This window comes from Anaerobiospirillum sp. NML120449 (genome assembly GCF_023051105.1).
Lineage (GTDB): Bacteria > Pseudomonadota > Gammaproteobacteria > Enterobacterales > Succinivibrionaceae > Anaerobiospirillum.
This window is the reverse complement of record NZ_JALKIL010000003.1, coordinates 22,965-42,984: the sequence shown is the minus strand read 5'-3', so window position 1 is coordinate 42,984 and position 20,020 is coordinate 22,965. Positions and strand designations below refer to the sequence as shown.

At 53.6% G+C, this 20,020-nt stretch carries 10 protein-coding genes; 6 read left to right on the top strand and 4 right to left on the bottom strand.

Going from position 1 to position 20,020, the window contains the following annotated elements:
* Window positions 1-503: 503 nt before the first annotated feature.
* The 3 genes from sohB (at window position 504) to MXE41_RS01650 (ending at window position 8,425) form a co-directional block, all read left to right on the top strand.
* Window positions 504-1,700, top strand: coding sequence for a protease SohB (gene sohB / locus MXE41_RS01660; RefSeq protein WP_247099128.1), 1,197 nt, complete (start codon window positions 504-506; stop codon window positions 1,698-1,700).
* Between the two features lie 2,077 nt (window positions 1,701-3,777).
* On the top strand, window positions 3,778-6,546 hold the full coding sequence (gene topA / locus MXE41_RS01655; protein ID WP_246977357.1) for a type I DNA topoisomerase: 2,769 nt from the start codon (window positions 3,778-3,780) through the stop codon (window positions 6,544-6,546).
* Window positions 6,547-6,961: 415 nt separating this feature from the next.
* Window positions 6,962-8,425 carry a hypothetical protein gene (locus MXE41_RS01650; RefSeq protein WP_247099127.1) on the top strand — a complete coding sequence of 488 codons (1,464 nt, stop codon included), beginning with the start codon at window positions 6,962-6,964 and terminating at the stop codon, window positions 8,423-8,425.
* 322 nt (window positions 8,426-8,747) lie between these two features.
* On the opposite strand, the gene MXE41_RS01645 is transcribed toward MXE41_RS01650, so the two are convergent.
* From MXE41_RS01645 to purT, 4 genes are all read right to left on the bottom strand, one after another.
* The gene (locus MXE41_RS01645; RefSeq protein ID WP_247099126.1) at window positions 8,748-9,545 is read right to left on the bottom strand and encodes a DUF2786 domain-containing protein; all 798 of its coding nucleotides are present in this window, start codon (window positions 9,543-9,545) and stop codon (window positions 8,748-8,750) included.
* Window positions 9,546-10,138: 593 nt separating this feature from the next.
* Complete coding sequence (locus MXE41_RS01640; protein ID WP_246977352.1) at window positions 10,139-10,333, bottom strand: DUF4250 domain-containing protein; 195 nt, start codon at window positions 10,331-10,333, stop codon at window positions 10,139-10,141.
* A gap of 563 nt (window positions 10,334-10,896) precedes the next feature.
* On the bottom strand, window positions 10,897-11,760 hold the full coding sequence (locus MXE41_RS01635; RefSeq protein ID WP_247099125.1) for a viperin family antiviral radical SAM protein: 864 nt from the start codon (window positions 11,758-11,760) through the stop codon (window positions 10,897-10,899).
* A 711-nt stretch (window positions 11,761-12,471) separates the two neighbouring features.
* Entirely contained in the window at window positions 12,472-13,677 is a 1,206-nt protein-coding gene (purT, locus tag MXE41_RS01630; protein WP_246977350.1) for a formate-dependent phosphoribosylglycinamide formyltransferase, read from the bottom strand.
* A gap of 281 nt (window positions 13,678-13,958) precedes the next feature.
* Between purT and MXE41_RS01625 the strand changes: the two genes are divergently transcribed.
* The 3 genes from MXE41_RS01625 to rlmKL all read left to right on the top strand — a co-directional run bounded on the left by MXE41_RS01625 (window position 13,959) and on the right by rlmKL (window position 20,018).
* Window positions 13,959-14,186, top strand: coding sequence for a hypothetical protein (locus MXE41_RS01625; RefSeq protein ID WP_247099124.1), 228 nt, complete (start codon window positions 13,959-13,961; stop codon window positions 14,184-14,186).
* A gap of 1,347 nt (window positions 14,187-15,533) precedes the next feature.
* The gene (locus MXE41_RS01620; protein ID WP_247099123.1) at window positions 15,534-16,823 is read left to right on the top strand and encodes a 4-phosphoerythronate dehydrogenase; all 1,290 of its coding nucleotides are present in this window, start codon (window positions 15,534-15,536) and stop codon (window positions 16,821-16,823) included.
* 408 nt (window positions 16,824-17,231) lie between these two features.
* Entirely contained in the window at window positions 17,232-20,018 is a 2,787-nt protein-coding gene (gene rlmKL / locus MXE41_RS01615) for a bifunctional 23S rRNA (guanine(2069)-N(7))-methyltransferase RlmK/23S rRNA (guanine(2445)-N(2))-methyltransferase RlmL (RefSeq protein ID WP_348647406.1), read from the top strand.
* Window positions 20,019-20,020: the final 2 nt, after the last annotated feature.

The window sequence follows — 20,020 nt, the reverse complement described above, 5'->3', positions numbered from 1 at the left end:
CTCGGGCCAGCCATGCTGTTCAGGACGCTATGCTGCTCAGGTCTGCGATGCCGTTTAAGCCAGCGCTGCCGCTCAGGCCGCTGTGCTGTTCAGGTCTGCGTGCCGTTCAGTCCCTGCATGCTGCTCATGCCAGCATGTTGACAGGCTGGTCTTTCCCGACAGGCTTTCCATGACTGGCCTTATGGTTCATGCAGACAAGATGGGATAGCAAGAGTGTGGCAGCGGCGCATTTTTCGATTTATCAAGAGCTTTGCAGCAATGGCAGGCACCTGGCACCTTCAGTCAAATGCAGGTGATTATATGCCTGATGCTGGCTGTTTGAGGCTGATGCCTGTCATGGACAGGCTTTTATGTGCCCTGGATTGTCCGGCTCTGCGGACTGGACCTGGTGGCCGGGTATTGCCATGCCGGGCCTGACTGCTGCAGGTGTGTCTGGCAGAGTTGTATTTTTTGGGCCTGGATCAGGCCTGATACAGGGTGTATTAGTTTTTTGAGGATAGGTAATGGTTGAGTTTTTACTTGATTTACTGGCCTTTGTGGTAAAGGGTGCCATAGTCATGGCCGTGGTGATGATTCCGGTCATTGTACTGGTCAGCGTTATTCAGAAGGCCAAGAAAAAGGCAGCCTCAGGTGAGGAGCGCGGCTCTCTGGTGGTTACTGACCTCAAGAAAAAGGCCCGTAACCGTCGTGAGCTGATGGAAAAGAGCCTCAAGCGCTCCAATCCTGAAGAGCAGCTGCATAAGAAGGAAATTAAGTCCGGTCTTATCAAAGAAGATAAGGAAGAGGCTAAAAAGGCATCCTCCAAGCAGGCCCGTAAGGACAAGGTCAAAGAAGCCCGTGAGGAGCGAAATGCTTTAATAAAGGATATTGAAGAGCGTCGTGCCGCAGGTGAGTTCTGCCCGGAAAATCTCTATGTAATTGACTTCCGTGGATCTGCCAAGGGCAGTGAGTTCCGTCATCTGCGCATTAAGATTGAAGCCCTGCTGGAAGTAGCTACCAAAAATGATGAGGTGGTAGTGAACCTGATGAGCCCGGGCGGTCTGGTCAATTCCTACGGCCTTTGTGCCTCGCTGCTGCAGCGTATTCGTGACCGCGAAATCTACCTTACTGTTACTGTAGATGAGGTAGCAGCTTCAGGCGGATATCTGATGGCCTGTGTAGCCAACAAAATTGTGGCTGCACCTTTCTCCTACATTGGCTCTATTGGTGTTATTGCCGGTATCCCTAACTTCCGCAAGCTTTTAAAGAAGTTTGATGTAGATTACGAGCAGATTACAGCTGGTAAGTTCAAGCGTACTCTGTCTGTGCTCGGTGAGAATACTGAGGAAGGCCGTAAGAAGTTCAAGGAAGAGCTTGAAGCCGTTCACGAGCGCTTTAAGGAGCAGGTTCTGCGCTACCGTCCACAGCTTGATGCTGAGAAGATCGCCACAGGCGAGCACTGGCTGGCTGTTGATGCCAGGGAGCTGGGCCTCGTTGACGATATCATCACCTCAGATGATTACATTCTTAAGCGTATGGCTGTAACCACTGGTTCTGCACTCAAGATTGATTACAGGAAGCAGGAAAAGAAGACCCTGGTAAACCGCATTCTGCCAAAGGGTGTTCTGGGCTCCCTGTTCAGCTCTGACAAGTCTGCTGCCGAGCAGGCCGTAGATGAGATAGAGCAGATTGAGCAGAGCTCTTCCGTTCGCTGGCGCTAACTGATTTACGACAGATCCTGCACGGCAATCCTTTGCATCCTTGCTTAAAAATCGCAAAATCTGCAGCTTTGACCTGAGTGCATCAGCTGAGCTTTGCTCGGGAGCGATAAGCTTTAACCTGACTGCATCAGCTGAGCTTATTTTGCCTGTGTAATCTGTCCCTTTGCTGCCGTATTTATACGGCGGCCTGGCCCTGCCCCGCATTGCGGAGTGGGGCCTTGTTTTATCTGCAGTGTAAGGCCATTAATGAAAATCTCAATGTAACAGGGACATCCCAAATCCAGGCTCTGTGTCGATATGCACAGGCTAATGCTCCAGTGCGCAGATTAGCAGCTGTCTGACTGTTGCTCTGAAACAGCAGCTACGTATATTAAGTGGGGCATGGCGGGGCATGGTAGTGCCAGTCCGGGGCAGTGCTCAGCCCCCTGCATGATGATGGTTGCTCAGGGGGATGAATACACTTACTGCGGCTCGCCCCATGCCAGAGACAGGCTGTCAGTCTTACGCAATTATGTATCAGGAGGGCCATGGTGACGGAGGCGCACATCCATGAGCATCCTGTGCAGGTTAGCGCGAAACCTCTCCATGTGCTGAGCTTACAGTACGGTTTTTCCTGCTCCTGGGGATGGCTGCACGGTGCATTGGCCTGCCCGGTGGTCTGACTGGCGCGAGCCGGCCGGGTGTTCTGACCGGTGTGCAGGACTGGTCGATGCAATGGCCTGCCCGGTGGTCTGACTGGCGCGAGCCAGCCAGGTGTTCTGACCGGTGCGCAGGACTGTTCGATGCAGTGGCCAGCCCGGTGGTCTGACTGGCGCGAGCTGGCCAGGTGTTCTGACCGGTGCGCAGGACTGTTCGATGCAGTGGCATGACTGGCTGGTGCTGGGCCTGTATGAGGCGGTGCACTATTGTGGATATTGTTTAACGCCCTTAAGGATTTTGAGGAACTTTATTAGATTTTGCTATAAACAAGCATATATAAGGGCACTTTTGAGTAAAAGTTGCCATTGCGCATGGCGCTGCGGGAAAATTATTTCGCTTTGAGCCGCTTGCTCAACATGAATATCTGAGCTAGCCTATAAATAAGAGTGCAGAAAAGTTAACAGAAACGTCCCATAAAAGGGCGCTGTACGGAGACTGCAGTCGGGAGTTGATACCGGCTGTGAAATTACTGCGGTTTTCTGCGGTGAGCAACTCAACGGAACCAGACTGTTCAGTGGCGTGCCGTCATCTGGCCTTTATGGCATGGTATGGCATGGCCCGTATGGCCTGGCTGGCGTTACCTGCCTGGTTTTGCCTGACCTGAATATCCGTATACATTCATATATGGTCAATTTCAGGAAATTAAGGTTATGTCCTTGCACTGAGACCGTTCCCTGACGTTCAGGCTCTTGATGATGAGCTCTGGATGTTCAGTTGAGGTTACTGGTCTGAGGTCACTGAGCGCATGCTCCGGCAATTAATGTTATGTCCTTGCGATGAGGCAGTGCTGTTGCTTATGCGTTGCTCTGCTTTTGGGGCTGATGCGGTCAGACATGTACATGCGGTCAGACATACAGATGCTGCGGGCATGCACATGCGGTTAGACATGCACCTGCTGCGGGCATGCACATGCTGCGGGCATGTGCCTGTTAATGGCAAAGGCCTGCAGGAAGGTTCTGAAATGCTGCCTCTTACCCGAATGGCAACCTGCCTTACCCTGAAACTGTACGCAGATTTTGCTTATGCCGTGCAGTGTTTTATCAGGATTACAGGCCTGGGCTGCAAAGATACCGGTTCTGGCTTCATTCAGGCGTGATTGGCCTGTATGGAGGCTGTACTGTGTGGCGGCCGGGCTGTGTGTGATGCAGAGCATCATGGCGGGAGGGTCGGGCCAGACCAGCGCTGTGAGAGCGCAGGCTCGTGGTCTGCCATGGATCATGGTGACATGATCTTCAACAGCGCTGCCTGTAAAGGCGGCTTTGTGCTGTCTGAAAAGCACACATTTTCAGCGCACTGTCATGCCGGACGGGCTCTCATGATGCCTCAGGGCGGATTGCTTATTGTTAGACCTCAGGATGTCCTGAGGTGAGGAAAAGGAATGGGCAAAGCGTTAGTTATTGTAGAGTCTCCATCCAAGGCCAAAATCATCAACAACTACCTTGGAGAGGATTACATTGTTAAGGCCAGTGTCGGCCATATCCGTGACCTGCCTACAGGTGCCACCAAAAGCCGCTCAGCCAAAGGTGAAGATGGCGAGCCGGTCAAGCGCACCCGCAAGACAGCTGAGGAAAAGCGCTCTGCACTATTTGATCGTATGGGCATTGACCCGCTTAACGGCTGGAAAGCTCATTACGAAATCATGCCGGAGAAGACAGCTGTCGTAGCTGAGCTCAAGCGTCTTGCCAAGAGTGCAGACGTCGTTTATCTGGCAACTGACCTTGATCGCGAGGGTGAGGCCATTGCCTGGCACCTGCGCGAGATCCTGTCATCCAAAAAAGAAGACAAGCCTTTCTGGCGTGTCAAATATCCTGAAATTACCCGCAGCGCCATCCAGAAAGCCTTTGCCAATCCAGAGCAGGTTAATATGGACATGGTTAATGCCCAGCAGACCCGCCGTTTCCTCGACCGTGTAGTAGGCTTCATGGTAAGCCCGCTGCTGTGGGAGAAGGTCGGCCGAGGCCTGTCTGCAGGCCGTGTGCAGTCTGTAGCCGTTGAGCTTATTGTTGACCGTGAGCGCGAAATCAAGGCTTTCATTCCTGAAGAATACTGGACCATCAGTGCCAATACCCTGACCCCTGGTCAGGAGCAGCTGCAGCTTATGCTGGCTACTGAGGGCAAGAGCAAGGTAAACATTACCAATGCCGCTCAGGCCCAGGAGGTAGTAAACCAGCTGCTGAGCCAGACTTTCCAGGTAGTCAAAATCGAGTCCAAGAAGGGCTCTGCTCACGCACCGGCACCATTCACCACCTCAACCCTCCAGCAGAGCGCTAACACCCGTCTGGGCTTTTCCGTAAAGAAGACCATGACTGTTGCCCAGCGTCTGTATGAGAGTGGTCTGATTACCTACATGCGTACTGACAGCGTCAACCTGTCACAGGAAGCCATTGATGCTGCCCGTGACATCATTGCCGAAAACTACGGCAAGCAGTACCTGCCAGAAAAGCCAAATATCTACCAGTCAAAGGAGTCAGCTCAGGAAGCTCACGAAGCCATTCGTCCATCCCATCCTGAGTTAAAGCAGCTCCCTGGCAATATCGATCGTGATGGTCAGCGTCTGTATCAGCTTATCTTCGAGCGTTACCTCGCCTGTCAGATGAGCAACAACATTTATGAGACCCGCTCCATTACCGTTCAGGCCGGCAACTATTTCTTAAGAGCCACCGGTCGTACCGATATTTTTGACGGTTTCCGCATCCTGCTGGGAGGTCGCAGTGACGACAAGGTGCTGCCTGATGTATCAGAGGGTGATACCCTTAAGCTAGAAGAGCTGATCCCGGCTCAGCACTTTACCCAGCCTCCGGCACGCTTCAGTGAAGCTACTCTGGTTAAGGAGCTGGAAAAGGATGGTATTGGCCGTCCATCAACCTACGCCTCCATCATCAATACCATTCAGGAGCGTGGCTACGTAAAGGTTGAGCGCAACCGCTTCTTTGCTACCAAGATGGGCGAAATCGTAACCGATCGACTGCGTTACTCCTTTGCCAATCTTATGGATTATCACTTTACCGCTTCCATGGAAGAGTCTCTTGACGAGATTGCTGCCGGACGCCGTAACTGGATATCCAGTCTCGATGAGTTCTACAAGGACTTCTCTGACCATCTGGAAAAGGCCATGCTGCCAGCTGATCAGGGCGGTATGCCGGAAAACCGTGCCATTGAGACCGACATTATGTGCCCAAGCTGCCACAAGTATCATATGGCCATTCACATGGGACGTACCGGTACCTTCTTAAGCTGCATGGGCTATCACGACCAGGAGGTCAAGGCCAAGGATCGCTGCCGCTGCACAGTCAATCTGACTCCAACCAACGAGCAGCAGATTCCTGATGGCGCCGAGATGGATGAGGCTACTGAGGCCGCGCTGCTGCTTGAAAGCCGCCGCTGTCCTAAGTGTGGTTCACGCATGGAAGCCTATCTCATCGATAAGAACAACAAGATTTACATCTGCTCCAATGCCCCTGTCTGTGACGGCTTCTTAAGAGAGCAGGGTGACTTCTCCGGTGAGGCAGCTGCAGGCCCTGTAGTTGAGTGCGAGAAGTGCGGCCATGACATGGTTCTCAAGGAGGGCCGTTTTGGCAAGTACATGCTCTGTACCAACGAGGAATGCAAGAACACCCGCAAGATCCTCAAGAATGGTGAGGTAGCACCTCCACGTGAAGATGCTGTTGATCTGCCAGAGCTGATCTGCAATCAGAACCCTGAGTCCCACTACGTGCTGCGTGACGGTGCCTCAGGTATCTTCCTTGCAGCCCACGACTTCCCTAAGGTACGTGAGACCCGTCCGGTAACTGTAGGTGAGCTGCGCCGCTTCCGTGAGCGCATTTCTCCGAAGTTCTACTATCTGGCTGACGGTCCTGAGTTTGACAGCGAGGGAAATCCGGCTCAGGTACGTTTCTCCCGCAAGTTCAAGGTCCAGTACCTGTCTTCTGTTGATGCCAATGGCAAGCAGACTTCCTGGGCAGCCTACTACAAGCCTGAGAGCAATACCTGGGAAGAAACAGTAATGCGCCGCTCCAAGACAGCTGCAGCCGCAGGCTCAGCCGAGGGTGAGGGTGAAGCTGAGGCTCCAAAGAAGCGTGCCACACGTAAGAGCACAGCCACCAAATCCAGGAGCACCACCAAAACCACCCGTAAGAAGGCCGAATAAAGCCTGATATCTTACATACCTCCCGGATGAGACACACGGCGCAGCGCAGCAGCGCCACCGGCCTTCAGAGCAAGCTGCTATGCAGCCGCTGCCGCTGCTGCCGCCGGCGCTGCAGGCGGCCGCAGGCCAGCCTGACAGCCCGGCCATTGCAGGGAGGTAATTACAGCGCCTCAGCAGGCTCCCGCCTGCCGGGGCGTTGTGCTTTCTGGCGACAGAGCGGTTAGACGGCCCGGGACTGACAGTCGCGCTGCAAGGCATGGGCGTGGCACAGCGGCCCATGGTGCAGGGAGCGAAGTTCAGTGGCCACGGAGCAGGGAGCAAGGTTGCAGCGTCGGGCCTGGCTTATGGGGCTGATGTGATAAAATAGCGGCGGCCCCGTGCGGGATGTTTGAGCACCAGTCAGGAGTCCGATGACGTGAACCGTAACCTTTATTATGCTGTTCCTTTGCCTTTGAGTGCCCCTTCACTGCATTCCCGTATGGCAGGCATGAGCATATTGCGTATTCCTGAGGGTGTATCCCTTGACTATGCTACTGTTCGCAAGCTGATGCTGTGCCGCATTCCTCTGCATGGTCTGGTGTCCCCGGCCTTTCTGTTACGCCAGAATATCGATCCTTTCAATCTCAAGCACGGTATGACCTCGCTGGAGTTTATGACCGAGGCTTCAAGTCAGCTTCGTCCTCTCCAGGAAAATGACGTGCTTGTCACATTTGCCATGCGCCACCTGTCGGTGTTCAATGCCATGGCCATTCAGAATTATTTCCTGCCTGATATCTTTGCGCGCTTTAACTACATGGTCGATCTCAAGACCGCTCTTGAGACCTGTGCCCTGTTTGGCAATACCAGACTGCGCCGCATCACCAATCTCAATCAGGTAGCAAGGGATCTGGGATTTACCGGAGATCTGGATAACCAGCTCATCAGAGCCGATGCCCTGCATCATATCTTTACCTGGCTCAATGAACACGATCCAAAGATCATGTCCTTCCTGTGCGCCCCTCGTGCCCGCAGACTTAATCTGCAAAACGGACCATACTTTGTGCACATTGATGAAGGCCGTCTGTGCCTGATCCGTGTGCTCAGCCAGAGTCAGGATCTGCGCCTTGTCAAAGCCATCAAGAATGACGGCAACAGCTTAAGCCTCATTACCATCAACCTTGATCTGGCTCCGCTGATGGCCCCGCCAGGCATTCTTACACCTGAGCGCCAGCAGGAACTCAAATTCGATCTCAATGCCGAACGTGCCCGCCTGGAGAACGCCAATCTGGCCGACCTGTTGCCTCACGACCAGCTCAAGGCCCTGCAGCGTGCTGCAGCCGGCATAGCCGATGGCGCCACCGGCAGCGCCGCTGCCGACGCCAGCGCTGCTGCATCTGCAGCAACTCACGATGCGCCTGCGTCTGCTGATGGCGGCCATGATGCCGGGGCACCTGACGATGTTCAGGGTAAGACTCAGGCAGAGGCTGATGACGTCATGCTTGAGGGGGTTCAGATTGACCCTCAGGCTCTGTATCAGGCAGCAGCTGCTTTTACTGATAAGGACCTGCCTTTCTACGATCTCTACTTCAAGAAACTTGCACCTTACGAAAAGCCTGTGTTTGAGCGTCTGATGAGTCATGACATCAGGCTTGAAACCAATCTGTCCATGGTGGGTAATCCTTACACCCGTTTTGCGGCCCAGGCCATGTGCTATTTCAATGAGAACTTCCCGGGTGCCTGTTTTGAGGCCGAGCGCGACATTTATGAAGAGTACTGCCGCAATCAGTTCAACCGCAGGGCCAAAAGCCTGATGCAGGAGTGCCAGATGCTCTTCAATACCATTGATGAAAAGGACACCCGCTCTATGGTGCTGCTCCGTCGCATTAGCGAGTACTTCTAGGGAGCTGCCCGCACAGCAGTCAGCAGCTGCAGGCAGCAGGCCGCAGGCAGCACAGCCTTGCTGTCGCTCAGGATGCCCGGCGGTCCTCTATGCCCCAGCCCCCGGAATCAGCAGCGGCACCTGCAGCAATGGTGTCAGCACCGGCACCTGCCGCCAGCAGCTGAGCTGCGGGTATTGCGCTCAGTCTCATGGGCCATAAAAGCAAAAAGCAGATTAGATTACTCTAATCTGCTTTTTGCGTCTTTGCAGCCTGCGGGAATGATCGCGGCAATGGCAGCGGCCCCTGACTGTCTCAGAGGCATATATGTGAGCTGTCCGGGGATTAATCGCCGTCGTAGCCCAGCTCGTGGCGCTGCATATCACCTGATACGCCGTGAAGCAGGGTTACGCCCTCTTCGGCATCACGGCTGCCGTTCTGGAAGTGCTGCCAGTCAGAGCGGCTGTAGCCACGGCCACGGAAGCGGCTCATGGTGGTCAGGTCAGGATGGTTTTCCTCCATGAAGCGCTCGATGAGGTGATTTTCCTCTGAGGTCATGGCAAAGTCAGTAACCTTCTCATGGATAGCACGCATCCAGCCGTCGAGATAAGCTGTGGCAGAGCGGCGCAGGTTACGGTTATCTGCATTTTTGCAGGATTCAGACACGAGCTTGTAGATATCGCTCAGACGCTTGCAGCGCTGAATTTCCATAAAGAATGGATTGGCCTCTTTCCACTCATTGAGCAGCTCTTCACGTCTTCTGGCAAGGAAATTCTTTTTGGCAATAGCGGCCTGGCGGGCCAGAACAGTAAAGGTATAGGTGGCAGTCTGGCAGCGGTCGGACGGACCTACAAACACTACAGACTTAACAGTAGAGCCATTCATACGGTAAAAGCAGGTAAGACCGAAAGCTCGGGTTACAATACTGGACAGAATGGTATACATGCGCTTGTCTTTGAGGATAGAAGGTACCTTTTCCTCAGTTTCATTAATGGCGCGTAAGGCAACGTCCTCAGTTGAAAGCTGGTGGGCTTCCATAAGCTTGCGAGCGCGCTCCAGCGCAATGGCAGCCTCATTAGGGTTACCGCTTTCACTCATAGCAAGAAGCTTGGAAAGCTTATCCAGAATTCTGCTGTCAGCCATTTAGCCTGATCCTCATACGATTACAAAAATTACATTCTGCAGGGGCAATCCGCCTGCGACCGCAAAATTATAGCAAAACAAGTCTTTTTATGAAGAGCTGAGCCCATTACTTGCAACTCAGCGCACATATATACACTACAGATGCCCGCAGCAGCGCTGTCATGGCATCACACCGGCACTGCAAATCATGGCCTTGCATCAGCACCGCGCTGCTGTGGCTTCACACCGGCACCGCTGCGATTGGCTTATACCGGCACCTCGCTGCCATGGCATCACACCGGCACCGCTGCGATTGGCTTATACCGGCACCTCGCTGCCATGGCATCACACCGGCACCGCTGCGATTGGCTTATACCGGCACCGCGCTGCTGTGGCTTCACGCCAGCACAGTTACTGCCTCAAGGACCGCAAGGCGGCATGCCGTGGCCGGAAGCTTATATGGCAGGAGCCAGGCCGGGCCCGGGCTGGGGTGGGGAAAAAAGGACCGGGCCTTTTGGGGCGCGGTCCTGATGGCCTGAGCGGTACTGCCTGGTACTGGTACCTGCCATGCTCAGGCGGCGTAACTTTCCCATCCCTTAACAGGGACTGCAGAATTATCGGAACTGGTTCTGGGCTGCGTTGTAGGTAAAGCCGGCCTCCTTGAGGCGGGTTACCAGCTTGTCCTCATCGATCTCGTGGGTCTTGCACAGATCTTCAAGTGAGCTGCAGCTGTCTCTGAGCTTGAGATTAACTGCAGAAAGAAGAATGAACGGGTCCATGGTCAGATAATTCTGAAAAATGTTTGGCATGCCAAATGTCCTTCAATTAACAAAGACCGAAAAGCCGAAAAATAACTGTCTCAGACCTCATGCTTATACAGGGTCATGCATATGTTACTGCTGACAGTGCTGGCGGCATGATAGCACTGCAGGGGCTGATACCAGCAAATATCGATGAAACTTTGTGTTACCAGCCTCAAATTTTGGTTGAAAAACCATAATATGCACCATAATAATGCAAATTCTTGCTGTCTTGTGCAGCAAAATCAGCTTACTGTCAGCCCCTGTTATTCAATTTTTTTCCGATAAATTCGGGATCTTTGTCATATTAAACACCATACCAGCCCATTAACAGGACATGGGCAAGGTTAAAACCGGACAAAATCTGTTTAAACCGCTGCGCATCCATAACTGCCGCTGTATGGGATTGTGCAGTGATGGGCAGGATGCAGGCAGGCTGGTTTTGAGATTGACACTGCAAATGCCACGACCTCGGACACCGTCATAGCCACGGACATGGACATGGCCATGGCCATGGCAAGTGCTATGGCTATGGCTAAGGCAATGGAATGGCCCGGGCTAATGCCAGTGCCTTACTGGGGCAGGCGGTTGGGACGGTAACGTTCGTGGTATTTGTTCATGTCTACCTCAAGCCACTGAGCGGCCTGTCTGTCAGTAAGGTCCAGCAGGGAGGGACTGTAGCTGTAGGAGCTGCCGTTACCGGCTGCGTTCTGATAGATCCTTCCGTAGGGATCGATCATCAGATACGAGTTGATCATGAGATCGCTGTTCTCATGGGCAATACAGTGGCTCAGATGACGGTGGGTGTGGAGAAAATGGCTGAACTGTTCATCAGTACAGAACTGCCTGTCAGTGTTGATACTGATGGCCTGCAGCACTTTCCATTTGTCAGGGCATACGGTTTGGATGAGTTCACTTAAGTCCTCGTCGAAATTGAAGGCATTGACCACGGTATTTATCTTGAGGTTGATCCCGGGACATGCTTTTCTCAATGACGCTGCCAGAGCCTGAATATCTTCAAGTCCGAGATTGTATTTGCTGTTACATCTTCCGGATCTGATATTAGTCTCAGGGTTAAGTGAGTCGACACTTATGCCAAAAACAGACATAAGCGGAGCATACTTTGTGACAAATGCGGGGGTGATAAGGGAGGCGTTGGTGATGATTGAAACGGCAAAACCCATTTTATGGGCTGTTTCAATAATGAAACCAAGGTCACGACACAGAAGAGGCTCGCCTCCGGCAATATTAAGCCGCAGGGTATCTGCACCATATACCGAGGTAAAGGAGGTGTGAATCCTGGCCAGGAGGGCTGTTATCCTGTCCCTGTCTGTGTGGACTTCCTGGCGGTCACAATCTGCGTATCTGGCAAAGCAGTAGTGACATTTGAAATTGCATTTTTCTGTTACATGCCAGTTAACAGTCAGGCTGTTCATCTTTGATATCTTCTTATATTGTGCCTGTTTCTCCTCAAATAAACTGTATTACTTCTACTGGACTAAGTTTCTGACCGGTCGGACTGATTCTGGCTCATGGAGCTGCCCCTGGCAGGTCCACTGTGCGTGTGGTCACGACCTTTTAATTTCAAAATATCAATATGCCCGGCACTAATGCCTGTGCAAAGTGCCTGTATTCGGGCCTGGCCTGAATAACATAGATGTAAGGCCATGAGTATTATAGATTCTTGTTTTGCTCATCTGATTAAAATTTGACTTTCAAAATGTCTTAGTGTGACAGAACTCACGTTATCAGATGGCTGCAGCCCATGGAAAGGCATACTATGCACCTCAATGGCCCAGTCACATCGGATCAGTGCAGCAAAACAGATAAGGGACAGCTCCCGGGGCGCTGTATGGCAAAGCACTTTCTTAGTACATGGCCACAGCCGCGACAACTGTGCCTGTCATGGTGGCAGGGCAGGGATGTTTTTTAAGGCCCGCCGGTTGGCCAAAAACAGCAGGGGCATGCTCCAGAATCTGGAGCATGCCCCTGTTTATGTCTGGCCCACAGCGCCCCGGTGAGGGTTGCAGGGCCTGGCTGCCAGGCACTGGCCTTGCCAATCCTGGCAGTCATGCCATGCCGGGCAGGTTCAGGCCAGTCATGCCTTGCCATGCCAGTGCTGGCATGGCAGGCTGGACCTGAAGTTATCAGGCGGTTACGGTGGCCTTGATGGTGGCGCGCATGGCCTTGGCCTTCTCAACGGCGTCCTCAACTGAGGTGGAGCGGGCCAGCATTACACCCATACGGCGCTCGCCGCGTACTTCAGGCTTGCCGAAGATACGTACATTGGAATGGGCACCGCCGGTCTTGAGAGCCTCGGCAATGTTTTCGTAGGTGATGGTGGTGCCGTCACCTTCAACGAGCAGGGCTGCAGAGGCAGATGGGCCGATAAAGGTGATCTGGCCAATTGGCAGGCCAAGCAGGGCGCGGACGTGCAGGGCAAATTCGCTCTGATCCTGGGAGATCATGGTTACCATGCCGGTATCGTGTGGACGTGGGGAAAGCTCGGAGAATACTACCTGGTTTTCCTGACCAGGGCAGATAAAGAGCTCTACGCCAAAGAGGCCGTGACCGCCAAGGTGCTTGACCACCTTGCTGGCAATGCGCTCGCACTCAGCCTGGATGTCAGCTGGCAGCTCATCACCCTGCCAGGACTCATGGTAGTCACCATTTACCTGGTGGTGGAAGATAGGGCGGCAGAAGTGGATACCGTCAGCGGCGCTTATGGTTAATAAGGTGATTTCCTTTTCAAAGCGCACAAAGCCCTCAACAATCACCTCGGCCACACCGCCACGGCCTTCGGTGCAGGCCTTGTTCCAGCTGGTCTCAACATCCTCAGGGGTCTTAATGGTGCTCTGACCCTTGCCTGAGGAGCTCATGACAGGCTTCATAATGCATGGGTAGCCTACCTTGTCGATCTGAGCCTTTACTTCCTCAAGGGTAGTGGCAAAGAAGTAAGGGGAGGTTGGCAGACCGAGCTCTTCAGCAGCAATGGTACGGATCTGCTTGCGGTTCATGGTGATGTAGGCAGCCCTTGCTGTAGGTACTACGTGGAGGTTTTCCTTCTCCTCAAGCTCCATGAGCATGGTAGTAGCAATGGCCTCAATCTCAGGAATAACTACATCTGGCTTGATGCGGTGGATCTGAGCACGCAGGGTCTCAGGATCTTTCATGTCAAAAACGGCACGCTCATGGGCAACCTGCATGGCAGGGGCATTATCGTAGCGATCGCAGGCTACGACATGTACACCAAGACGCATCAGTTCAATGGCCACTTCCTTACCAAGCTCGCCAGAGCCTAATAACATGGCGGTAGTGGAACGTTGGGTAGCATTTTCAAGCTTAAAAGACATGTTTTAATTCCTGGTTTTCAACCTGAAAAACCGCCGGCATTCTTACTCCGGCCCGGCCGGGCCTGTGGGATAAGGTGCTGACGTATGATGTGCCGACAGACAAAGGTCATGCTGCCAGTAATCAGTATTACCATTGAACAGCGCCGGCTGTGCTGCGCATCGAGGAAGCCCTTACTGTGCTGCACATCGAGGAGCCCTTACTGTGCTGCGCATCGAGGAAGCCCTTGCTGTGCTGCACATCGAGGAGCCCTTACTGAGCTGCACATCGAGGAGCCCTTACTGTGCTGCGCATCGAGGAAGCCCTTGCTGTGCTGCACATCGAGGAGCCCTTGCTGCGGTACACCTCAAGGCTTTCCATGCTGTGGAGCACACAGTCATTGACTGCCTGGCGTACAGCAGGCACCGGATGCGGTGCCAGCTGGCAATGGCTGCCTGGCACCAGGCTGGTACCTGATGCGGTGCTCGCATTCATTGGCTGCGCGCGCCACTGGGGGGCGCTGCTCAAATGAGCTGACTGCGGGGCTGTCATGTACTGCAAGGGGCAGGGCCCTGTGCAGCTGGGAGCGTGGCGTGCCTTTTGCCGGTATTTTGCGGAGATTTTCCTCCCGGCCGGGCAGGAGTAAAAGCTGATAATTCAGCGCCGCGCTAATTTAGTAATCCTGATTAATAAATGGTGGCCCATTATACCGTGCCGTGCCGTCACGATACACACATGAAAATGCGTTTCTTTCTTGTTTGACAGCATTGGCGCCCGGCAGTCTGATAAAAATGATCCATATTGTTAACAAATGGCTTAAAAAGCCATTTTCAGATGCGGGATATGGCTTTTTTCACAGGGCTCTTTAGGCTAGAATAGCGCGCTATGATGGCTGATGTGCGCCATTAGTATGTACACGCACAGCCATGCCCGCTTATACCACTGCTAATCCGGCAAGCAGGTGCGACACCTGCACCATTCCTGTGATGGGGGCTTAGACGGCTATATGCCTGAGTTCTGCCTCAGGGCATCCTGATGGAACAGACCAGCGGTCCAGAATGCTGACTGATTGCTGCAGTTTACGCAGCAGCTGATTTGGCAGGAAGCTGGATCCATGGCTCTCTGTATGCCTCCTGCCATGGCTTTGTTCCTGGCCTGAATATGAGGTCAGCATGAGCCTGTATTCAGGTCAGATCGGGGATTGAGGGTGGTTTTTTGGTGATCTTTGCAGATCTCGTGAGCTTGTCTTCATTTTTTCGGGCGTTTTCCTGATAAGATATGCCCATGCCCGCCCTGTGGGGTGGCAGCTGCTCTGACTCCGGTGCAGGGGCAGGGTAGACGGCAGAATTATCTGCCGGGAAGAATCATGATGAGCGCAGCAGTACCCCGCTGCCTGTTTATCTGACATAAGGGTACCAGGTCCGGTTGCCTCACAGGTTACCGGGGCAGCTGCGCGGGCATAAGCGTGTCGCATAAATGTGAAAGGGGCAGGATGTTACTGCCCGGCAGTCAGTGCCTTAGTGCACCATCTGTCTGCAGGCTTTTGGCCGGCTTTCACTACACAGGTTTTTAGCCTAAATTGCAGTTAACTTTATTTTGATATCGCCTGCTATCAAGGCAGGTGAATGGCGCACGCTTAATGCCCATATTCCTGTAAGTGCCAGATCATCACTGATCCGGGGTTTTCGGGGATATGGGCTTTGTTTTTTCCGCCAGTCCCACAGTCTGTTGTCATCAGCTGACATGTTTATGAACATGCTCACCGGCAAGCTCCCTCAGTGGTGCTGCCCTGGGGCAGATTCCAGATACTTCAGCTGGCAGCCGCGCAAGCGGTGGGCGGGTCCCTTGTGGTAGCAGGAATGTTTCAGAGGATTAGGTCATGTTAAAGATCCTTGCGGATCAGGCAATTCCCAATGCCAGGCAGATTTTTTCGGCCTTTGGCGAAGTTGAGCTTAAATATGGACGCGACATTTGTCCTGAGGATCTTAAGGACATCGATGCACTCATAGTGCGCTCTGTGACCAGAGTAGATGATGAGCTGCTCAAGCATGCAGACAATCTCAAGTTCGTAGGCACAGCCACCTCCGGCATCGATCACATTGACCGTGCAGCTCTGGAGAGCCGCCACATTGCATTTTCAGCCGCTCATGGCTGTAATGCCCGCTCTGTAGCCGACTACGTGCTGTCTGTATGGATGGTTCTGGCTCAGCGCTATAATCTTGATTTTGGCCAGATGTCCATTGGTATTGTAGGCATGGGCCATGTAGGTACCCGCGTTTACCGCCGTGCTCAGGCTCTGGGCATGAAGGTGGTCTGCTGTGACCCTTTGCGTGCCTCCCAGTTCAGCTCCCTGCTTGAGTCCATGCAGGGCAAGGGTGATCCACGCTATGGCGGTGTGGACGAAAAGGTTGCTGCACTGCGCATACTCTCCGAGGGTGACGAGTTCATGTGCGATCTTGACCTTGCCGATCCTGAGCTGTACAACCGTCCTCTTGAAGAAGCCCTTGCCTGTGACATGGTCACTCTGCATGTGCCGCTTACTGATGAGTCCCCTGATAACTACTTCCCTACCCGCTATCTTATTGGTCAGAAAGAGCTGGCCTCCATGCGTGAGGGTCAGATTCTGATCAACACCGCCCGTGGCGCCATAGTTGATAACAGAGCTCTTTATGAGCTGCTCAGTGCCAATCCTGGCTATATTCACGCATGGTTTGACGTTTTTGAAAACGAGCCTGAAATTCTGGTACCAGAGCTTATTCCTCTGCTTGAGGGCTGTACTGCCCATATCGCCGGTTACTCCCTGGAAGCCAAGAACCGTGGTACCGAAATGGTAGCTCAGTCTCTGGTTGACAAGCTGGCACTTAACGTACAGTTCGAAATTCCTAAGGTTCCATCAGATGTGGCCTGCATTGAGCTTAACAAGAACGCTCTGATAACCAACAGTCTGCTCAGCCGCCTGGTATTTTCAGTATATGACGTGCGCCGTGACGACAGTCTGTTCCGCACCCAGTGCTACAACGGTCCATCTTTTGATTTCCTGCGCAAGCATTATGAAGAGCGCCATGAGCTCAAGAAGGTTACCATTAAGTGCAGCACTCCTGAGCAGGTGCGCAAGCTCTACCATCTGGGCTTCCAGATCCGTACCGGAAACACTCCATCTGCCAACTGATTTATGGCTATCCTGATGCACCCCAGGTTGACCATTGCCCCGGCCACAATGCCAGGGCCTTGCCCGCAAGGGCCTCAAAGCCGGCTTAATGCCGGCTTTGCCGTATCTGGAACCTGCCTTTTGAATGCCACCGGCCCTGCTCAGGCGCTGTGTCAGTCCCACAGCTCCCAGCTGCAAAGCGCAGCCCTGCCCAGTCTGCAGCCTGCAGGCTGGGCAGGGCGGGGCTGGGGAGGAGTTGCCGGCATGAGGGGTATAACCTGAGAGGTATGACAAGGCAGGGCTGTGTAAATGGGGCGCGGAGGGGCGGGCCGCGAAAATTGCGCGGCGGAGTGGTCAGTGATGCCAAAGCCTGATGAATAACGATATAATGAGCGGTTGACTTTCATTATTCTCAGCAAGGGCGATGATATGCAGAAATTTTTCGCAACCTGTCCCAAGGGACTGGAGAATCTCTTATTCCGTGAACTGAGTGCTCTGGGAGCATCCTCGGTCAAGGAAACAGTCTCAGGTGTTTCCTTTTCCGGAGACATGGAGCTGGGCATGCGTGTCTGCCTGTACAGCCGCTTTGCTTCCCGCATTATTCTCAACCTCAACACTTTCAAGTGTGAGGATGACACCGATCTGTACATGGGTGCTCAGGGCATTGGTTATGAGAAGTACTTCGACTCTGACAGAACCATTGCTGTAACCTTCAATGGCACCTCAAGCGCCATTCGTAATACTCAGTATGGTGCCCTGCGTATCAAGGATGCCGTCTGTGACCGCTTTGTAGCCTGCGGTATGGAGCGACCTGATGTTGAGCGTCATAACCCTGATGTGCATATCATTGCTACCCTCAAAAAGGGCGAGCTTGCTGTAGGTATTGACCTGTCTGGCACTGCTCAGTTCTGGCGTGAGTACAACCGCTCTACCGGTGCCGCTCCGTTAAAAGAAAATCTCGCTGCTGCCATGGTTGCCCGCTCAGGCTTTAACGGCTCCCAGAATTTTGTCGACCCTATGTGCGGATCGGCCACTTTGCTGCTTGAGGCTGCAACTCTGGCAACTGATACCGCCCCTGGCCTGATGCGTACCTCCTATGGCTTCATGAAGCTCAAGGACTATGATGAGGCCTGCTGGCAGAAGATTCATGAAGAGGCCTCAGAGCGCGCCCGTAAGGGCCGTGAAGCTGCTGCCGCCCGTGGCATCAGAATGTTTGGCTTCGATGCCGACCCTTATGTCATAAAGCGTGCTGAAGAAAACATTGCTCAGGCCGGCTTTTCCGATTTAATCACAGTGGAGCACCGTCCACTGGACAATCTCATTAACCCTTGTGCCGGTGTTAATGAACTGCCATGCGTTGTGGTTACCAATCCGCCATATGGCGAGCGCATGGGCAATTTCAATGAGCTGATTCTGCTCTATACCAACCTTGGTCACCGTCTTAAGACCCTGTTTAAAGGTGGCATAGCCGCTGTTATCTCCACATCCCCTGAACTGCTCTCCTGTCTGCGTCTTACTGTAGACAGGAGCTATCGCCTGTTCAACGGCGCCCTTGAGTGTCAGCTGCGTGTTTTCAAGCTGGACCGTCAGGCAGAGGGGGATGAAAGTGCATCTCAGGGTGCTGCAGCAGCTGGCGCAGCAGGAGCAGCCGGTACTGCCTCAGGTGCTGCTGTTGGTGAGGCTGAGGTTGCTGTTGATTTTGCCAACCGCCTGACCCGCAATATGAAGCATCTGGACAAGTGGGCTGCCCGTGAACAGATTTCCGCCTATCGCGTTTATGATGCTGACCTGCCTGAGTACAACGCAGCCATCGACCGCTATAACCAGTACTACATCATTCAGGAGTATCAGGCTCCGGCAACAGTAAAGGCCCATGTAGCTCAAAAGCGCCTTCTGGACATGATTGCAGCAACCATTCGTGTTACCGGTGCTGCCGGCGAGAATGTCATTGTAAAAAGCCGTGAAAAGCAGAAGGGTGAGTCCCAGTATGCCCGTCGTGAGGATGCTCTGGGTCACTTCATTACTGTTTATGAAGATGATGTGGCTTTCAGCGTTAACCTGCACGACTATCTGGATACCGGTCTGTTCCTTGATGCCCGACCACTGCGTCGACTGATCCGCAAGCTGGCCGCCGGCAAGAGCTTCCTTAATCTTTTTGCCTACACCTGCTCTGCCTCTGTGGCAGCTGCTCTGGGCGGTGCTGTGCGTACCACCTCTGTGGACATGAGTCGTACCTATCTTGACTGGGGTCGTGAAAACTTCAAGTTAAACGGCATGGATCTCGACGCTCCGGGAGGCTTCAGCGTGCCGGCTGTTGCGGCAGCTGCAGCCGCAGCTGCACTTGGTGAGGACGCAGAGCCTGTTCATCCTGAGCACCACTTCATGCAGGCTGACTGCCTTGCCTGGCTGTCTGCCGATCAGGGCCAGCGCTACGATCTTATCTACATTGATCCGCCTACCTTCTCCAACTCCAAGCGTATGGAGAAGAGCTTTGACGTGCAGCGTGATCACAAGCTGATGCTGGGCAATCTTACCCGTCATCTCAATGATGGCGGCACAGTAATTTTCTGTACCAACAGACGCAATTTCAAACTCGATGATGGTCTTGAAGAGTACGGCTTTACAGTCAGCAATATCACCTCCAAAAGCTTTGATCCTGACTTCAAGCGCGATGAGCAGCTGCATACCTGCTTCCGCCTGATATGGAACAAAGAGGCTCAGACAAAAGAGCCTGAGGCTCTGGTAACCAACACCATGAGACCTAAGTGGTCCCGTGATCTTGAGGTTCGTTCCGAGCGCTTTACCTGGTCAGGTGAGCGTGCCGCCCGCCGTGAGGATGAGGGACGCTCCCGCAGCGATCGCACCTTTGAGCGCGACCGCGCCCGTACCCGCTACAGCAACGACGACCGTCGCTATGACCGTGATGGCAGCCATTATGAGCGCGAAGATCGTGACAGCCGTTACGACCGCGGCGAGCGCAGCAGCTACAGCCGCGACGAGCGTCGTGGTGGCGGTGGTTATGGCCGCGACGGCTATGGCCGCGACGGGCGCCGTGGTGGCGGCTACGACCGTGATGACCGTCGCGGCGGCTACGGTCGCGGCAACGGTGGCGGGGGCAGCCGTGAGCGTGAGGGCGCTGGCCGCGCAGGACGTCCGGGCAGCACCGGCCGTCGTCCGGCACGTGTATGGGGCCCACAGGGCCTTAAGGAGCTTTAATC